19 protein-coding genes and 1 pseudogene are annotated in these 16872 nt (G+C 62.5%); 7 read left to right on the top strand and 13 right to left on the bottom strand.

Annotated elements, in window-relative coordinates:
- Positions 1–184 (bottom strand): transposase domain-containing protein (locus AC1DYD_RS39600; RefSeq protein ID WP_478178195.1); only part of this gene is annotated, 184 nt, incomplete at its 3' end.
- Positions 185–219: 35 nt separating this feature from the next.
- Here AC1DYD_RS39600 and AC1DYD_RS39595 point away from each other — a divergent pair.
- The 6 genes from AC1DYD_RS39595 (at position 220) to AC1DYD_RS39570 (ending at position 6167) form a co-directional block, all read left to right on the top strand.
- Positions 220–996, top strand: coding sequence for a citryl-CoA lyase (locus tag AC1DYD_RS39595; protein WP_478178196.1), 777 nt, complete (start codon positions 220–222; stop codon positions 994–996).
- Positions 997–1005: 9 nt separating this feature from the next.
- Positions 1006–1479 (top strand): acyl-CoA thioesterase, encoded by a 474-nt coding sequence (locus AC1DYD_RS39590; protein WP_478178194.1) that lies wholly within the window; start codon positions 1006–1008, stop codon positions 1477–1479.
- Positions 1476–2282, top strand: a complete 807-nt coding sequence (locus AC1DYD_RS39585) for an enoyl-CoA hydratase/isomerase family protein (protein WP_478178193.1) — start codon at positions 1476–1478, stop codon at positions 2280–2282. The genes AC1DYD_RS39590 and AC1DYD_RS39585 overlap by 4 nt, the downstream gene beginning before the upstream one ends.
- Positions 2283–2470: 188 nt before the next feature.
- Positions 2471–3481 carry an amidohydrolase family protein gene (locus AC1DYD_RS39580; RefSeq protein ID WP_478178192.1) on the top strand — a complete coding sequence of 337 codons (1011 nt, stop codon included), beginning with the start codon at positions 2471–2473 and terminating at the stop codon, positions 3479–3481.
- A gap of 80 nt (positions 3482–3561) precedes the next feature.
- On the top strand, positions 3562–4539 hold the full coding sequence (locus AC1DYD_RS39575; protein WP_478178191.1) for a Bug family tripartite tricarboxylate transporter substrate binding protein: 978 nt from the start codon (positions 3562–3564) through the stop codon (positions 4537–4539).
- Positions 4540–4691: 152 nt separating this feature from the next.
- Positions 4692–6167 (top strand): alpha/beta hydrolase family protein, encoded by a 1476-nt coding sequence (locus AC1DYD_RS39570; protein WP_478178190.1) that lies wholly within the window; start codon positions 4692–4694, stop codon positions 6165–6167.
- A 176-nt stretch (positions 6168–6343) separates the two neighbouring features.
- Here AC1DYD_RS39570 and AC1DYD_RS39565 read toward each other — a convergent pair whose 3' ends face one another.
- From AC1DYD_RS39565 to AC1DYD_RS39555, 3 genes are read right to left on the bottom strand one after another with little or no spacing between them, the layout of a single operon-like run.
- Positions 6344–7819 carry an MFS transporter gene (locus AC1DYD_RS39565; protein WP_478178189.1) on the bottom strand — a complete coding sequence of 492 codons (1476 nt, stop codon included), beginning with the start codon at positions 7817–7819 and terminating at the stop codon, positions 6344–6346.
- Positions 7795–9054: a cytochrome P450, cyclodipeptide synthase-associated gene (locus tag AC1DYD_RS39560; protein ID WP_478178188.1), complete on the bottom strand. Its 1260-nt coding sequence runs from the start codon at positions 9052–9054 to the stop codon at positions 7795–7797. The genes AC1DYD_RS39565 and AC1DYD_RS39560 overlap by 25 nt, the downstream gene beginning before the upstream one ends.
- 32 nt (positions 9055–9086) lie before the next feature.
- The gene (locus tag AC1DYD_RS39555; protein WP_478178187.1) at positions 9087–9884 is read right to left on the bottom strand and encodes a tRNA-dependent cyclodipeptide synthase; all 798 of its coding nucleotides are present in this window, start codon (positions 9882–9884) and stop codon (positions 9087–9089) included.
- A gap of 73 nt (positions 9885–9957) precedes the next feature.
- Between AC1DYD_RS39555 and AC1DYD_RS39550 the strand changes: the two genes are divergently transcribed.
- Entirely contained in the window at positions 9958–10848 is an 891-nt protein-coding gene (locus AC1DYD_RS39550; RefSeq protein ID WP_478178186.1) for an AraC family transcriptional regulator, read from the top strand.
- A gap of 19 nt (positions 10849–10867) precedes the next feature.
- Here AC1DYD_RS39550 and AC1DYD_RS39545 read toward each other — a convergent pair whose 3' ends face one another.
- From AC1DYD_RS39545 to AC1DYD_RS39505, 9 genes and pseudogenes are all read right to left on the bottom strand, one after another.
- Positions 10868–11098, bottom strand: a complete 231-nt coding sequence (locus AC1DYD_RS39545; RefSeq protein ID WP_478178185.1) for a hypothetical protein — start codon at positions 11096–11098, stop codon at positions 10868–10870.
- An 88-nt stretch (positions 11099–11186) separates the two neighbouring features.
- Positions 11187–11690: a PH domain-containing protein gene (locus AC1DYD_RS39540; protein WP_478178184.1), complete on the bottom strand. Its 504-nt coding sequence runs from the start codon at positions 11688–11690 to the stop codon at positions 11187–11189.
- 214 nt (positions 11691–11904) lie between these two features.
- A complete protein-coding gene (locus AC1DYD_RS39535; protein WP_478178183.1) occupies positions 11905–12339 on the bottom strand; it encodes an SgcJ/EcaC family oxidoreductase in 435 nt (144 codons plus the stop codon).
- A 34-nt stretch (positions 12340–12373) separates the two neighbouring features.
- A complete protein-coding gene (locus AC1DYD_RS39530; protein WP_478178182.1) occupies positions 12374–13264 on the bottom strand; it encodes an NAD(P)-dependent oxidoreductase in 891 nt (296 codons plus the stop codon).
- 7 nt (positions 13265–13271) lie between these two features.
- A pseudogene (locus tag AC1DYD_RS39525) lies at positions 13272–13394 on the bottom strand (aldehyde dehydrogenase family protein); the annotation flags it as partial.
- A gap of 58 nt (positions 13395–13452) precedes the next feature.
- Entirely contained in the window at positions 13453–14430 is a 978-nt protein-coding gene (locus AC1DYD_RS39520; protein WP_478178181.1) for a formylglycine-generating enzyme family protein, read from the bottom strand.
- Positions 14431–14688: 258 nt separating this feature from the next.
- Complete coding sequence (locus tag AC1DYD_RS39515; RefSeq protein ID WP_478178180.1) at positions 14689–15240, bottom strand: OmpA/MotB family protein; 552 nt, start codon at positions 15238–15240, stop codon at positions 14689–14691.
- A 184-nt stretch (positions 15241–15424) separates the two neighbouring features.
- Positions 15425–16453 carry a 2Fe-2S iron-sulfur cluster-binding protein gene (locus AC1DYD_RS39510; RefSeq protein ID WP_478178179.1) on the bottom strand — a complete coding sequence of 343 codons (1029 nt, stop codon included), beginning with the start codon at positions 16451–16453 and terminating at the stop codon, positions 15425–15427.
- On the bottom strand, positions 16450–16872 hold a 423-nt coding region (locus tag AC1DYD_RS39505), incomplete at its 5' end, for a 4-hydroxythreonine-4-phosphate dehydrogenase PdxA (RefSeq protein WP_478178178.1). The genes AC1DYD_RS39510 and AC1DYD_RS39505, both read right to left, overlap by 4 nt.

The following is a 16872-nucleotide window of genomic DNA, read 5'->3' as shown; positions in this document are numbered from 1 at the left end:
TCAGCGCCATGCAGTAGTACGCCCCCGCCACGGCCGGAAAGCTGCGCACGCGTTGCGAATTGCAGCCGTGGGCGTCGAGCACCGCATTCACCACCTCGGCCGGCACCACCCGCGCCAGCAGGCTGGCGCTCAGAAAGTCAGCCAGCCTGGCTCCGCTGCCCAGGACCGCCTTGGTTCTCGCCATGCTCGACTCCGTCGTTGCGACGGCAGTCATTTTACATCAAATTTCTCTATCCGAACAGTATTGGGGCAAGCCCGACCAAGGTTGTTGTGCACGGCCTGGATCTTTGCGAGGAGATTGTCGGCAAGATCGACTTTGGACAGATGGCGTTTCTCCAGCTTTTTGCACGCCTTCCCGATGAGCGCGAACTGCGCATGTTCAACGCGATGATGGTGATCCTGGTGGAGCACGGCATCACACCATCCTCGCTCGCCACGCGCATGACTTATTGCGGTGCGCCCGAGTCCGTCCAAGCGGCGGTCGCGGCCGGCCTGCTCGGCCTGGGCTCGGTGTTTGTCGGATCCCTGGACAACGCAGCTCGATTGCTGCAGGAGTCCTTGCCCGACCCGGCAGAGGCCGCAGACCCGGAGACGCAGGCACGCGAGATCGTCACGAGCTATCGCGCACGCAAGGAAATCTTGCCCGGCATCGGCCATCCATTCCACAAACCGATCGATCCCCGCACGCCGGCGCTTTTCAAGGTCGCCAAGGAAACGGGCTACTACGGTCCCTATGTCCGCCTGATGGAAGCGCTGGGCGCCGAGGCCACGTTACAGGCGAAGCGCCCGCTGCCCGTGAACGTCACCGGCGCCATGGCAGCGGTGGCGTCGGAGATGGGTATCCCCTGGAAGATCTGCCGCGGCCTGGCGGTGTCTGCACGCGCGGTGGGCCTGGTTGGCCACATCCTTGAGGAGATGCGGCAGCCGATGGCCGATGAACTGTATCTGCGCATCGAGCATGAAGCGACAGCACACATGCACCCGTCAGCGGAATAGGACGACCACATGGCTTCCGAGGTCAGTTCTTCGACACCGGCGCGGACCGCAGCGCCGCAACGCGGTGACTTCCGCTTCTGGACAGAAGAAAAGCTGCGCAACGCCGACACCGACCAGTTTCGGCACGTGAACAACGCAATCATTTCGACATTCCTTGAGGCGGCGCGCATGGAGGTCTTCGCGCCGTCCACTGTTCACTCGTTGATGGGCGGCGCGAACCTCGCGGTGGTCAGGCTTGTGGTCGAGTTCAGAAGCGAGGTGTACTTTCCCGGACGAGTGGCAATTGGCACCACCGTGGTTGGAGTCGGCAATACCTCGTTTCGCGTGCGCCAAGGCTTGTTCGCTAACACCAACGACTCCTGCTCGGCGTCCGCAGAGGCGACTTGCGTTCTGGTAATGCCAGATACAGGACGCCCGCATCCGATCAGCCCGGAACTGCGCAAGTACCTGCTCGCCGATGCGGGCGAAGGAGTTACCGCATGAGCAACAAGGTTCTGTTCGAAATGCGCGGCAGCGTGGCGTTGCTCACCCTCAACGACCCCGATCGCCGAAACGCGCTTTCACGCGAAATTGTCCGCGGCCTTTTTGGTGCCTTAAGCCGCAGCGTTGAAGCCGGTGCGCGCGCTGTGGTCGTGGCGGCATCCGGACCGGCATTCTGCGCTGGTGCCAACATCGACGACCTGCGCAATGGATGGATGGAAGGGAAGGATCCCAGCGAGGACCCGGCCCTCTTGTTCAAGCGCTTGACCGAATCCAAACGCCCGGTCATCGCGGCAATCCACGGTCCCGCCATCGGCGGCGGCCTGGAGCTCGCCTTGAGTTGCGACCTCGCCATCGCTGCGGACAAGGCGTGGTTCGCAATGCCTGAGCTCGGCCACGGCGTGATTCCGAACACAGGGATTGCGTTGCTACCGCGTCTTGTGGGTACCCGCAGGGCGATGGATCTGATGCTTACGCGTCGACGGGTCGCAGCCGACGAGGCCTTGGCAATGGGCCTCGTCAACCGGATCGTTTCCGCGGAGCAGGTGCTTCAAGAAGCATTGGCGCTGGCGGAGGACATCGTGAGCAAGGTCCCGCCTGGTGCGATACGGGCGGCGAAGTGGAATTTGCGTGCCCATGCGGCCGTCGACTGGGAAAGGGTCCTCCAGTCCCCTCTCGATGTTCCGAAGGCCGAATGGCAGGAAGGACTGGATTCGTTCACCGAGCGCCGCGCGCCATCCTTCGAGCGCTTCTGGGCCAACGACGCGAGTGCCCAAATCGCGAAACCCACGCAGGTTGTGCCGTGAACAGCATGAAGTCGGTCACAACTCTGAACGCAGACGCTGTGGCCGTCTTGGCACTGGAGCAGTGCATCGGACGCACCATTTCGACGATTCACGAAATCGTTTGAGATTGACCTTGATATCTGCTTTTCCTTGTACTGTAATAATCACCGAAATCGTTTTCGATAAACATGGATGAATGGAGCCAAACTGTGATCATCGACCTGCACGCACACGCTCTCGGAGAGCGCTTCCTCAACGATCTTGCCAAGACGCCTGTGGCCGGCCTTCGCGCTGAGCATGGCGACGATGGCTACTGGGTCATCCGCCGACAAGGCGACGATCGCAAGAGCTCGATCGATACGAACCTGCACGACCTCCCGAAGCGTCTGGAGAGTTTGAAGAGTCGCAACGTCGAGTTGCAGCTCTTCGCACCGCCGCCCTTCATGCTGGCCTGGCCAGGGGGCGCAGCCGGTACCGAGCTCGTACGCGCGCTCAACAAGGCCAGCTACGACATCGCCAATGAATCCGAAGGCCGCATGGAGATGCTCTCGGTGCTGGCGCTTGGCGAACCCGAGGTCGCAGCGCAGGAGCTGCAGCGCGCGGTTGACGACTACGGCGTCCGCGGCGTGATGATGCCAAGTTCTGCTGGAGGACGTCCCCTTGACGACCCCGAGTTCGCGCCGCTGTTCGCATTGATCGAAAAGCTGGGGCTCGTCATCTTCATGCACCCGACATCGGCCGTGACCTCTGAGCGGTTTGGCATGTACGGCATCCACGTGCTCATCGGATGGCCCTTCGAGACGACGCTGGCTGTCACTCGCATGATCTTCAACGGTTTGCTCGAACGGCATCCTCGTCTCAAACTCGTGCTTGCTCACGGCGGCGGCAATCTGATGTTCCTACGTGGACGCCTGGATTCCGCCTATGACGCCACGGGATGGGAAGCAGACCCGTACTTCCGCCAGCACATCAGCCAGCGCCCCAGCGCTTACTTGGACCGCCTGTGCTACGACACCTGTGCGCTGAGCGAAGACAGCAATCGATTCACCATCCAGACGATGGGCTCGCAGCGCGTGGTCTTCGGGTCCGACTATCCCTTCGACATCGGCGACCCCGAAGGCAAGCGGTCGATGCCCGTGGTGGACAGTCTTCCTGCTGCAGACCGCGAAGACATCTATCGCGGCAACGCGCTGCGCCTCCTGCAAGACGCTGGCCGCTGATGTTCGGGAGGACGGTCACCGCCCTCCCCTCGGAAACCCGGACAAGACAAAGCTCCCACCTCACTTACTTGGAGGCCCCCATGAAAACGATCTACAGATCCGCTCTTGCGCTGCTTTTTTCTCTCGGGTGCGCCGGCATCGCAACCGCACAACAGGCTGAATTTCCCTCCAGCCGTCCCGTGAAAATCGTCGCCCCGTTCGCGCCTGGTGGAACCGGCGATACGCTGGCACGCATCCTCGCCGAGAAGCTTGGTGCGATTTGGCAGACGCCAGTCATCGTCGAAAACCGACAGGGCGGCAGCGCCATCGTCGCTACGCAGATGATCGCGAACTCGCCGGCCGACGGCCATACCTTGCTGGTCTCTGCTTCGAATTTCACCATCAACCCGTCGCTGCTACCGAAGCTGCCCTACGACAGCGCGAAAGACTTTGCGCCGGTCACGCTGCTCGCCACAAACCCGCACATCCTGATCGTCAATCCGTCTGTCCCGACGAAGAATCTTAAAGAGTTCATTGCATGGGCCAAAGCGAAGAAGGGGACCGTAACCTATGCCTCCTTCGGCAACGGTTCCTCTGGCCACTTAGGCTTCGAGCGATTCAAGCACGCGACCGGTATCGACATGATTCATGTTCCATACAAGGGCGCGGCACCAGCGATCTCGGATCTCATGGGCGGCCAGGTTGATGCGATGTTCTGCGACACGCAGCAGGTCGTTCAATACCTTTCAAGCGGAAAAATTCGAGCCATCGCGTCGGCTAGTACCGCCCGTTCCGCCAGTCTTCCTGATGTGCAGACATTTACGGAAGGGGGCGTGCCGGGCTTCACTTCAACATCCTGGTTCGGCCTCATCGCAAAGGCAGGAACGCCGCCGGCAGTTCTCGCCGAGATCAATCGCGATGTGATCAAGGTCTTGAGTCAGCCCGAAGTAAAGGCTCGTCTCTACGCCATGGGCGTTGATGCGGCGGGCAGCTCGCAAAAGGACTTCGGTCGTTTTCTGCAGAAGAACGCTGAGGAATATGGCGACATCATCAAATCCGCCGGCATCCGCGCCGAGTAGGTGCCGCAGGCACGTCGCCCCCGTTTCAATCGCGGGGCGACCGATTCAGCTACAACATTGGGCTCAGGGCGCTCAGCGCAATCCGCAAAATTGCCGCCGAGCCGATCTCTTGCTCTGATTCTCAGAAAAACCTAAGCCGTGAGGAACTTATTGTGTTCAAACTCAAATCGATGCACGACCGCACTTCGCTCAATCTACAAGCCAAATGGTTTGTTCATTTGGCAATTTCCCTGCTCACCGCCGGTCAACTCGCCGCTTGCAGCACCAGTGCTGGCTCCGGGTCTGCACCACAATCCGAATATCGTGCGCAGGATGGTCGAGTCTTCACTGTCGACACCGCATCGCTGCCCTTTGACGCAATGCCGGGCTCAGCGGTTTCCACGGACCGCTGGACCGGGGTGCTCAATGGAGCCGGGTACCGCGTAGAGGTGCCTGCAAACTGGAACGGAAAGCTGGTTATGTTTACGCATGGCTATGCCGGAACGGGCTCCAAATTGACGGTTAAAAATCCGCCAATCCGTCGCTATTTGATCGAACAGGGCTACGCTTGGGCCGCCTCGAGCTATTCCAGGAACTACTACGACGTTCGAGCAGCTATTGAGGATACAAATGCGCTCGCATTGGCCTTTAATGGCATTGCTCGTCAGAACGGTCGAAGCCTTGCCTCGCCCAGCCGAACGTACATCGCTGGCGTTTCCATGGGCGGCTATACCGCGGTTGCCGCGGTGGAAGAAGAGACTCTGGCCACAGAGAACAACAAGGTACGTTATGACGGGGCAACTACTTGGTGTGCAGCATTGGCTCCGGATGTCTATCAAAACTACTTCGCCGCCTACCAGCTTGCCGCGATGAAGTTGGCGGGTCATCCAGCAACACGATTTCCTGTGACCGAATTCGAATCGGTTAGGGCGCCAATCATGGCTGCGTTGTTCACGAATTATCCTGCGGGTCTAACCGCAAATGGTCAGAAGCTATTTAACGTCGTTCGGGAACTTAGCGGTGGCCCTAGGCCGATCTATGCGGAGGGTTGGGCATATCAGCCTTCACAGGATTCGAACTGGAAGATCGGCTTCTCTCGCGAGAGCTGGGATGGCATAGTGACTCGCCCATTCCAAGACACCACGCAGTTCGTCTATCACCTCGATTCAGATCTCACCCAGGCTGCGGAGGAGCGCGAGTTCAATCGCACGATTCTTCGTGCCCACGCCGATCCCTCCTTGTGGAACCCACCGCGACCAGATGGTCTCAGATGGAGTCCCCGCGTGAACGGGGAGATTGCGAATGTACCGGTCGTGACACTGAGCAATCTGGGTGACTTGTACATGCCCTTCGCGCTCTCACAAGCGTACAACCGCACCGTCAATGCACAAGGCCGTGGTCAATGGCTAGTGCAACGCACCGCGCGTTCGGTCGGGCATTGCGAGTTCACTACCGCAGAGTATGTCGAAACATTCAAAGCAACCGTCAATTGGGCGGAGGACAAGGTCAAGCCGGACGGCGATGACGTCTTGAACAGAGCTGTGGTTGCAGATCCAAGATTTGGATGCAAATTCACGATAGACACTGGCGGTCGGGATGACTCGGCCGATGTCTTGAAGGTCCGCGCAAAGCTTCCACCTTGCAGTTGAGTCGGAAAAGGCTTGATCCAGGCGAGCGTTGATCGCGCCCTTTTTCGACGCGACTTGCGCAGTATGCCAGCGCTATTGCGTCTGGTGCGCGATATCCAGCGTGCGAATCGCCTGTCTTCAATCGAAGAAGCCACGGATGGCGCCTCCACAAGTTCTAAATCTTCGAGCGCACCCCGCTAGCGCCCCAGTTTCGCAGCAGGCAGTGCGCACGCCAGCGAAATCAACACCAGATAGCCGAAGGCAAGAACAAATCCAGTCTGTTCCGAATGGAGTGCTCCACCTGTGCCGAACTGAAGCGCGGCCAGAACGCTGGCCGCCCCTAAGGATGCGCCCAGGTTGGTCAGTATTCGCGTCAACGCGCTGGCATCCGGAATGCGCGGGCCATCGACATCGCGATAGGCCGTGGACAAGGCAAGAATCGTCAGCAAGCCGAGGCCCGCACCTCGCACGAACGTGGAGACCGCGAGCACGGGCCAGTGCTCGAGGCCGAATGACCCCATGAACGAAATCGTTCCAAGGAACGTCAGCAGGATCGAGGCGAATGCCAATCCGGCCGTCCCCAACCGCCGGGAAAGCGGCTCCAGGTAGTGGCGAGTGACCAGCGCGCCGACGCCCTGCAGGGCCAGCAACGCGCTGGTTTCGAAGGTGCCAAGACGGCATCTCTGAAGAAAGTAGAGAGGCAGAAGCAGCAAGCCACCGTAGAAAGCCACGCTCGACAGCAGCAGCAACAAAGCTGATGACCGGAAGGACCGTACCCTGAAGAGACCGACATCGATCAAAGGACGAGCGGTCCACTTCTTGGCATAGAGCACGAACGCCGCACCCAATCCAATTCCCACGGCGCCCAGGCCCGCCCCTCTCATTGAGATCCGGCCGACGCTGTCCCCCAGCGCGGACAGACCGTAGACGGTCAGCACGACGCCGGGGCACAGGAGCAGGAACCCAATGCCATCGAATGGCAGCGCGGCAGATCGCTCATCCGACTTGAGATGCCGTAGCGCGAGATAGATCCCAAGCAGGCACAGCGGAATGTTGATTCCGAAGATAGAGCGCCAGCCACCATAGTGAAGCGCCAGTCCACCCACCAAGGGCCCAAGAATTGGCGCGATGACCGAAGGCACCGCCATGGCGGCCAATGCCGCTCTGGCGTTGCGTTGCCCGACCGATCTGATGAGCAGGGTTTGCATGATCGGCATCAACAGCCCCGCCCCGATGCCCTGGACGACACGAAAGGCAATGAGCAAATCGGCGCTCCATGCAACGGTTGCCAAGGACGAGCCGGTCAGGAAGGCCAGCAGGCCCGCGATCCACATTCTCTTGGGGCCGATGCGATGGGCGCTCCATGCCGACAGTGGAATCACTGCCGCGGCGGCGAGCGTGTACGCAATGGACACCCACTGAATCGATGACAAGGGTGCGGCGAGATCGATGCTCATTTCCCGAACTGCGATGTTCACCGCAGTGGCGTCGAGCAAGGGCAGGAACACGCCCACGATGAGGACGAGAATCAGCCGGCGGTGTTCTTTGGTCAGAGCTGATTCAGCCTGGCGCTCCTTTCCAACTGAGCCCTCGTCGAGGCCTTGGCTTCGAGGAAGCTCCGCCGTTGGCTTTTGAACAGACGCGTCGGTCACGCCGCTGCCGCCGCTGTGCATGAGGTCACGACTTCAATCGAAGCAGAGGCGTCGAAATCGATGCACAGCGACGCTGGCCCTCTCGTATAGAGACCAACCTCCTTGTAGACGAACCCGGGCGAGTATTTGAGCCCCCTGAGATTGTCCAGTAGGAGGTTGGCTGTGATCTCGATCTGCAGCAAGGAGAATGCTGCTCCAACGCAAACGTGCGTCCCGGCTCCGAAAGCCAAATGGCGCGCTACACGCCCCAGTGAAGTTGTACCTTCCGGCTTCTTTCGGTCGATCTTGAATGTGTCCGGCGCATCAAATGCCTTGGGATCCCGATTGGCCGCACCGATCATGCAGAAAACGATCGAATCCGCAGGAATCTTGATTCCAGAAATCTCCACGTCGACCGCGGCTTGTCTTGGAATTAGCTGGACCGGCGAGGTGAACCGCAAGGTTTCGTCGATCGCAGCGCTCAGAAGATCACGATTGCTTCGCACCCGATCCAACTGCTCCGGGTGGTCCATCAGGTGCTTGAAAAGCAAGGCCAGGGTCTTGTCAGCGGGTTCGGTTGCCGCAAGCAAGATGTTGAGACATAGCGCGACGATCTCTGACACGGACATCGTTTCACCTTGACCGTCGGCGATACACAACAATGAAATCAGGTCATCGCCGGGACGTTGAAGCCGATGCTCGACGATCGGGGTCAGGTATTGAATCAACTGATGGCTGCATGCGAGATCGTAGGCTTTCCGCCCCTCTTCGATCTCAAGGCTGGTGATGAAGTCCGCAATTCCCGTATGCCACGTTGCGATTTCCTTGTAGCGATCTGTTGGCAAGCCCAGAACACTCAGCGTGACCAACACACCGTAGTCCTTGCCGAATTGGTTCACTAGATCGAGCGATCCGGAAGCCATCCGGGGGCGCAGGAGCATCTCAGAAATGCCTCGAATCATGGGAGCGTAGCGCTCGCGGAAGTACCGTCCGCTAAGACCACCAAGAACGGTCCTTCGTTTGCTCGCGTGCTCCGACCCGCTCATTTGTGCCAATACCCTGTCTCCCATGACGGGTTGCGCTCTCTCAAGCAGCGGCGCCGTCGTGAAATCAGGGCTTGTCAGAATTGACTGCACGTCCTCGCACTTGCCCACGAAGTACGCGTTCACCCGTCGATCGTGAAAGATGGCGTCCTCGCTGTGAAGCCGTGCGTAGTGCGGATACGGATTGTTCTGAAATTCGACCGATGCAATGTTGAAATCTATGAGCTTGGCCATGTGGTCCTCTCGATCTCCGTTGAATGGCGATATCAATGCGTGGGCCGAGCAACGACCTGTCGACTCCATCGTTCTGAGCGAGTGACGACGCCGTACCCCTGCGCACGACTGACGCGGAGCGGGAAGACTCCGGCAAAGAGTCCTGCACCGATAGACCACGGACGGTGGTAAGCCAAGATTGAACTCTCGACGCCGATGAGCGCCGGGGTATCGAGGTAGAACGGAATCTCGGCGAATATGTACGGGACCGCTCGACTGATTTGCTCGTGCGTCGGCGCCGGCGCGAAGCTGTTGTCCGCGACGCCATTCCGACGTCCATCGACCGCCTGGCGCGTCATCGACAGGCACGCGCTCCTGAATTCGTCGTTTTGGTCGAATACCTCTTGCACTCGGGCCCGCATGGCCAAGTAGTTCGCATCCTCGCGAAAATCCGAGAACTGGAACACGCGCACCGTGGATGAATCAGCGCCAGCTTTGACAACTGCGCTGTGGGCGGACCGAAGGTGTCGCCCGATTTCCTTGCGTGCTTTCTGGGCCGCTTTCGATGGTGCGACGCCGCTGGCGAGCAGCAGACGCGCCGCATCATCCTCACTTGGCAGAAGTATGTCGATTCGGGCGAAGTTCGAATGAGCCCAATCGACAAGCGCCTCAACGTACTCAGGCGAAAACCGCGAGTTGAACGGGCTGATACCGATAAGTAGGTGTCCTCTTCGCGCGACGAGCGCTTTGCAGTTCTCGGTCTCACCCTTCAGCTCGAATTCTTCGCTCTGAATGTGCCGATCAATCGCCGGTACCGATCGGCCGCGGCTGGTGTTTTGCCTAAGGCTCATTGTGTTCCCCTCCCCGATTTTTTGACTCTCGATCGCTTGACGCGGAACTTGACTCTAGCCAACGAAGCTATGATTGAATTGCGATAAGAAATCAATTTCTGTTGAATTCATGGCACGCACTCGATCACCCGACCAGAGCGTTCCTCCGCTCGATCCGCACCCGTTCACGCCGACGAGGCAACAACCCGTGCGCGTCAAGTCGCGGCTCTTGCGCGCTCACACGAAGGTGCTTCCGCACCAGCATCACTGGGCACAGATGGTTTTTTCGAGTGCTGGCGTCGCGCGTGTCATGACCTCCGAGGCGGCGTACGTGCTGCCGCCTCGGCGCGCAGTCTGGATCCCCGCCAACGTGGAGCACGCGGCGTCGGTGCTAGAAGATGCTGATCTGCACTCCGTCTATGTCTACCAGCCACGAGGCATCACGGGGCCGTCCATGTCCAGCTCCACCGTGGATCGAGCCTGGAGCAGATGTCGCGTCATCGAGGTGCGACCGTTGCTGCTGGAACTGGTGCATCGGATGGGCGCCGAGGATTCAGACAACACCGACATCCAGCGCTATCGAAGCATGTGCGTGCTCGCGCTCAGCGAGATGCATCGCTCGAAGACTGCGCCGCTCGGGATCGCACTGCCGGTTGACAGGCGATTGCGCGCATTCTGCGAATCGTTCCTGGAGGATCCGGCCCGGGACCAATCACTGGGTACGCTGGCAAGCGAGGCAGGTGCCAGCGTCAGCACGATCGCGCGGCTATTCCGCAAGGAAATCGGGACGAGCTTTGCGAGTTGGCGGCAACAGGTGCTGCTGGCTCGCGCACTGACGCTTGCAGCGCAACGCAAGTCAATGTCTCACATCGCGACGGAGCTCGGCTACTCGAGCGCGAGTGCCTTCGCCGCGATGATGACGCGCCTGGTGGGAGTGCCCCCGAGCAAGTTCCTGTCGGCCCGCGACAGCGAGCTTCGCCGGTAGGCACGTTACCGGTGCTGCCCTAATGCAGCGCGTCCACCAGATCCAGCACCATCCGGTCCAGCCCAAAGGCATCGATGCCCTGCTCCTGCAGCTTTTCCACCGCCTGCGCGATGCCATGGCTGGACGACGACTGCTCGGCCATGTCGTTGTAGTAGCCGAGGTCTTTCTTCGCAATTGCCATCGAGAACTTCAGCGACGCAGTGTCGCCGGGCAGCAGCTTCATCGCGTGGCCGGCGCCGATTTCGCCCACGTGCGAACCTGCGGCCCACGCGATGCGAGGCTCAAATATGGATAGAAGGGTCTCGTCGCAAGGTCGTCAACGAACTGCCACTGCCCCCTCATCGAGCAGCGCCTGCCGCAAGCGCTTTTGCCGCCGCTTGGTTGTCGGCAAACTCAAGCGCAAGCCGAGGCTTGCCGTCCACGGAGACCAGCAGATAGTCGCCGCCGACACGGTCCACGAACAGTCGGCCACCGGTCCGGGAATTGAACCAACCGGACCGGTTGCCCGGGAGGCCCACGCCATTGACACGCCACCCGACAAGGTCGTCCTCGGAGCCCGGCACCACAGTGCGGACGTCGGTAACCTTGGCCAAGGGCACGGTGGTTGAATAGAAAGTCGACCTGACTGTCAGTTCGGCGTTCTGGATGGCTGCGCTCCGGTTCAACATCGAGAAGCCGATCACACCGAGCGTCAGCACAGCAATGGCCAGAATTCCCCAGAATGCGTAGTGGTTGGCGGTGCCTGCCTGGCGTTGAAGCGCCACGCCGGCCACGATGGGCGCTAGCGCAATGATCGCAAACAGGATGGCAAAGGGCTTCACGCCCATGTGTTGAAGTTGCATGTCGTCTTCCCCGGTCGAGTGCTGCGGCTTGCAGCGCAATTGTCTTGACGGTGAAGGCGACGTCATTCTGAATCTCGATTGGAATTGTCTGAAGTGCCAATTCTTCAGCCGCTTCGAGAAGGACGCCGAGTGCGGTACCCAAGCTCACATCCGCTTGGAGACCGCGGGACAGCGCATCAGTGACGCGGGCTGCGCGACAGATCCTGCCGCACGATCAAGAACCCCGGTCGCCTCTCAACACCGCTGCTCCCGTGCGAGGATTCGTCAAAGTGACGTTCTCGAGCGCCTGGATGCGCCACTGGCCAAGCTGCCGCGTCAACACGGCGAGGATCAACGTGTCGACAGCGTGCGGGCCCGCCGGATGCGCCGCACCGACCGTGAGGCGGCTCCAGAAGTGCATGACTGCCGCGTCGTCGCCGATCGGGACCAGGTCGATCAGCTCGTTCTCCAGCGTGGAATCGCTGTAGATGGTGGCGTGGATGGGTGCATGCAGCTTGACGATCTCCTCGGCACCGCGCACGTAGTGCCCGAAGCGGTTCACGAATGTCGCATCGTCACGGAACAGTGCGCCGAGGGACTTCATGTCGTGACCGTTCCAGGCGGCTTGAAACGCGAGGAGCACGTCTTCGGGTCTTGCTGTCTGCAGCATGTGAGTTGCTCTCGCCCCGCGACGCAGAGATGCCCTAACGCAGGGCTTCGACGAGGTCGAGGACCATCCGGTCCGGCCCGAAGGTCTCGATCCCCTGCCCCAGCAGCTTTTCCACCGCCTGCGCGATGCCGTGGCTGGACGACGACTGCTCGGCCATGTCGTTGTAGTAGCCGAGGTCTTTCTTCGCGTTGGCCATCGAGAACTTCAGCGAGGCGGTGTCGCCGGTCAGCAGCTTCGGCTTGACCCGCTCCAGCGCCACGCCGTTGCCGCCGCCCTTGGCCAGCACATCGACGAACACCTCGGGCGCGACGCCGGCGTGCTGCGCGCAGGCGGCCGCCTCGCACAGCAGCGCCACGGTGCCGAGCGAGACGAAGTTGTGCAGCAGCTTCATCGCGTGGCCGGCGCCGATGCCGCCGACGTGCGTGATGTTCTCCGCGAAGCAGCGCAGCAGCGGCAGGCAGGCGGCCAGCACCTCGGCATCGCCGCCGACCAGCAGGTTGAGCCGGCCTTCGGCGGCTTCCTTCGCGGTCCGGGTCATCGGCGCATCGAGAAACTTGCCGCCCTTGGCCAGCACCGCCTGCGCGACCTTGGCGGTGGATGCGGGCACTGCGGTCGAGCAGTCGATCACCACCGTGCCCGGGCGCAGTCCCGCCAGCGCGCCCTGGTCGCCGAGCATCACGGCCTCGACCTGCGGCGTGCCGGTGACGCAGAGGATCAGCACGTCGACCTGCGCCGCCAGCGCCGTCACGTCCGACAGCGCACGGGCACCGGCCGCGAGCAGCGCGTCCACGGGCTGGTTGCCGGGGTGCTCGAGGATGGTCAGCTGGTGGCCGTGCTTGACGATGTTCTGGGCGATGCCGCTGCCCATCAGGCCCACGCCGACCAGGCCGACGCGCCGGGGCTGTGCTTGTTCGTTCGAGTTCATAGGTGCTTCATCCATGTTTGATGGCGATGGTCTTGAGGGTCGTGAAGCCTAGCAGGGCCTCGAAGCCCTTCTCGCGGCCGAAGCCGCTGGCCTTCACGCCGCCGAAGGGCAGCTCCACGCCGCCCGCCGCGGCCAGTGGCGGTCGACGCGACGGCGAGGAGCCGGCCGAGTCTTCCGCGGGACGTCGTTCACTTGGTGCGTTCCTGCCGCACGATGCATCGGAAGCCCAGGTGCGAGGTCGATGTATCCACGGGCTGCGCCATGCGCGCGGCGGGCCTATAGCGCCTGCAATAGTTCGGCGCGCACAGGTGCGAGCCGCCCTTCATCACCTTGCGCGGGATCGGGATGTCCGGCATGCCGGGATCGAAGCTCTGCTCCTTCGCGGCGCCGCGCGGGTTCACGGGGATGCAGCAGGCCTTGAGCTTCTCGTCCGGGTGGCGCGGCGCGTACCAGGTGTCGGTCCACTCCCAGACGTTGCCGATCATGTCGTACAGCCCGTAGGCGTTGGCCGCGAAGCTGCGCACCGGCGAGGTCCCCGCGAAGCCGTCCTCGGCCAGGTTCTGCCAGGGGAACTCGCCCTGAAAGGTGTTGGCCTGGTGGACGCCGCCGGGCACGAGTTCACTGCCCCAGGCGTATTCGGCGCCCTCGAGCCCGCCGCGCGCGGCGAACTCCCATTCGGCCTCGGTCGCGATGGCCTTGCCGGCCCAGTTCGCATAGGCCTCGACATCGGTCCAGGCCAGGTGCACCGCAGGATGGTCGTCCTTGCCGACGATGCTGCTGCCCACCCCCTGCGGCTGGCGCCAGTTGGCGTCGGGGACGAACTGCCACCACTGGAAGTGATCGCGCAGGCTCACGCGGCCGGGCGGCGCCACGAAGACCGAGGAAGCGGCCTTGAGCATCTCGGGCAGCGCGCCCGGGTAGTCCTTGGGATCGGGTGGTATCTCACAGAAGGTGACGTGGCCAGTGGCTTCGACGAAGGCTCCGAACTGCGCGTTGGTGACCGGCGTCGCATCCATCCAGAAGCCGTCCACCGTCACGCGGTGCGCCGGCTTCTCTTCCGGGTAGTGATGGTCGGACCCCATGCGGAAGGTGCCGCCGGGGATCCACAACATGCCCGGGTGCGGCGCTGCGAGGACGTCGGTCGATGCGAAAGTTTCAGTCGTCATGCGGTGGGTCGGAACTTGAGGCCGGTGTCGCAGCAGAGGCTGCCCTTGCGGCCATGTCGAGCAGTGAATCGTCGCGTTTGCAGGTCATGCGACGATAGCCGAATTTCGGCGACGTGGTCGCAGCCATTGCGGCGACTGGGCCCGCAGCCCGGGGCGTCGAGCCGACCGGGCGCCCGTGGCCGCGCCCGAACCCATCTCGGCGACGGGAAGGGTCGGTCAGTCGTCAGTCAGGCACTGAGCCGCGTTTGAGTCAAAGCCTTACGGCCGAGCGGCCGCCGAGATCACGATCTCGACGCGGCGGTTCTTCGCCTTGCCTTGCGGCGTGTCGTTGCTCGCCACCGGCCGTGCATCGCCGAAGCCCTGCGCCGAAATCGAGTTCTGCGGCACGCCCTTCGAAGTGAGGAAGCGCGCGACGTTGTCCGCCCGTGCCGACGAGAGCTCGAGATTGGACGGGAAGCGGGACCGAAGCTCCGGACCGATCGGCACGTTGTCGGTGAAGCCCTGGACGATGATCTGCTGGCCGGGCAGGTTTGAAAGCGTCGGCGCGATCTTGCCCAGCGTCTGTTCACCCTTGGGGCTGAGCGTCCAGCCGCCCTCGGGGAAGAGGACCTCGTTGACCATCGTTACCTTGAGCTCGTTCTGCAACTGCGTGATCTGGGCCTGGTCGCTGCTCAACTCGCCCGAGAGCTTCTGGTTGAGCGCCGCGTAGGTGTCGGCCTTCTGCACCTCGGTGTTGTAGGTCTGCTTGGTGACGCAGCCCGCTGCCACCACCGCGGCGCACAGCGCCAGGACGAACTTGGTTGATTTCATTGCTTTCTCCGCTCTTGTGGAACAAACACGATGGAATCCCGAGAAGTCCGGCCCGCGATCGGACAATCGGGGCAATGGCGGGCGAAGTCGCGCTACGCCACTGCCGCCATTCAAAGGCCCTACGAAGTGCTGCGAGTGTCTTCCGTTCGACGACGGGTTGCTATATGACTTTGGTCCTATCCGGTCAGGCCGTCGCCGACGTCGACGCGGCGGACCCGTCCACGAACACGTCGGCATGGAAGGCGGCCCCATCGAGGCCGCAGCGTCGCACCGCCATCTCGCGCACGGCATGGACCATTCCCGGTGCGCCGCAGGCGTAGACCTCGTGCCCCGCCAGATCCGGGCAGTGCGCAGCCAGCGCTTCGTCGACCCGGCCGGCATAGGCGTCGTCGGGCGCCTGCGCCACGCCCTCGCTCAGCGCGGCGACGAAGCGGAAGTCCGGCCACTGGCGCTGCCACCGTGCCACGGCCGGGCGCAGGTAGAGGCCCTCGGCCCGGCGCGCACCCCAGATCAGCGTGATCGGCCGCGCGATCCGGCGCTTGGCCATGTCGTCGATCAGGGACTTGGCCGGCGCGAAGCCCGTGCCGCCGGCGACGAAGACGAGCGGCCGTGTCGATGCGCTGTCGAGCGTGACGGCGCCGAAGGGCAGTTCGATGTCCAGCAGCTCGCCCTGCTGCAAGCCGGGCACGCGGGCGCTGAAGGCGCCGCCGGGCACGTGCCGGATGTGCAGCGTCAGCGCGTCGCTCTCGTGCGGAGCATTGGCCATCGAGTAGCAGCGGGTCGTGCCGTTGCCGACGTCGATCTGCAGGTACTGCCCGGCGTGGAACTTGGCGCGCTGTCCGGCCGGCAGGCGCAGTTGCAGCACCGAGACGTCGGGCGCCGCAAGCTGGTTCCTGAACACCTTGGCCTGGAAGCGCTTGCGCGCCGTCGGGTCGACGCGGTGCCACGAGACGGGCGCGATCGCCAGGTCCGTGCGTGGCGCGCACATGCACAAGAGCAGCTGGTCCGGCAGGCAGGCCTCGTTGCGCATCGATGCGCCGCCAAGGCCCGCAACCTCGCCGGCCTCGACCCGTCCGGCACAGTTGCCGCAGACGCCCTTGCGGCAGGAATAGGGCAGCTCGATGCCGGCGCGCAGCGCGGCGTCGAGCACGGATTCGGAGTCGGCGCAGTCGAACGCGATGTCGCTGTCCGCGATGGCCACGCGATGGGTCATGACATTTTCTTTTCTGAAAGTTGGGGCGCCTGGCTTGGCGCAGCCGAGAGCAGCGCGAGGGTTCGCAGCAGCGCGGTGCAGTCGGCGATGCCGCGGCCGGCGATGTCCATCGCACTGCCGTGGCCCACGCTCGACAGCAGCACCTCGGCGCCGATGCTGAGTGCGCTCGCGGCGTTCGGCGCCAGCAGCTTGATCGGGATGTGGCCCTGGTCGTGCAGCATCGCGACATACAGGTCGTGCCGGCGTTGCGCCAGCAGCATGTCCGCGCCGCAGGGGCCGTCGACGCGCAGGCCCTCGGCCCGCAGCGCACGTACGGCGGGCTCGACGATGGCGGCATCCTCCGACCCGAACAGTCCGCCTTCGGAGGCATGCGGATTGATGCCGAAGACACCGATCGAGGGCGCGGGCACGCCCAGCAG

The sequence above is a fragment of the Variovorax sp. P4_B11 genome, assembly GCF_056402355.1.
The sequence above is the reverse complement of the archived record's forward strand: the minus strand, read 5'-3'. Positions and strand labels throughout refer to the sequence as shown.

Excerpts from the sequence above, each read along its gene's own strand:
- AC1DYD_RS39590 (WP_478178194.1), top strand. The coding sequence starts at position 1,006 with ATGGCTTCCGAGGTCAGTTCTTCGACACCGGCGCGGACCGCAGCGCCG.
- AC1DYD_RS39585 (WP_478178193.1), top strand. The coding sequence starts at position 1,476 with ATGAGCAACAAGGTTCTGTTCGAAATGCGCGGCAGCGTGGCGTTGCTC.
- AC1DYD_RS39575 (WP_478178191.1), top strand. The coding sequence starts at position 3,562 with ATGAAAACGATCTACAGATCCGCTCTTGCGCTGCTTTTTTCTCTCGGG.
- AC1DYD_RS39565 (WP_478178189.1), bottom strand. The coding sequence starts at position 7,819 with ATGCACAGCGGCGGCAGCGGCGTGACCGACGCGTCTGTTCAAAAGCCA.
- AC1DYD_RS39560 (WP_478178188.1), bottom strand. The coding sequence starts at position 9,054 with ATGGCCAAGCTCATAGATTTCAACATTGCATCGGTCGAATTTCAGAAC.
- AC1DYD_RS39555 (WP_478178187.1), bottom strand. The coding sequence starts at position 9,884 with ATGAGCCTTAGGCAAAACACCAGCCGCGGCCGATCGGTACCGGCGATT.
- AC1DYD_RS39540 (WP_478178184.1), bottom strand. The coding sequence starts at position 11,690 with ATGCAACTTCAACACATGGGCGTGAAGCCCTTTGCCATCCTGTTTGCG.
- AC1DYD_RS39535 (WP_478178183.1), bottom strand. The coding sequence starts at position 12,339 with ATGCTGCAGACAGCAAGACCCGAAGACGTGCTCCTCGCGTTTCAAGCC.
- AC1DYD_RS39530 (WP_478178182.1), bottom strand. The coding sequence starts at position 13,264 with ATGAACTCGAACGAACAAGCACAGCCCCGGCGCGTCGGCCTGGTCGGC.
- AC1DYD_RS39520 (WP_478178181.1), bottom strand. The coding sequence starts at position 14,430 with ATGACGACTGAAACTTTCGCATCGACCGACGTCCTCGCAGCGCCGCAC.
- AC1DYD_RS39515 (WP_478178180.1), bottom strand. The coding sequence starts at position 15,240 with ATGAAATCAACCAAGTTCGTCCTGGCGCTGTGCGCCGCGGTGGTGGCA.
- AC1DYD_RS39510 (WP_478178179.1), bottom strand. The coding sequence starts at position 16,453 with ATGACCCATCGCGTGGCCATCGCGGACAGCGACATCGCGTTCGACTGC.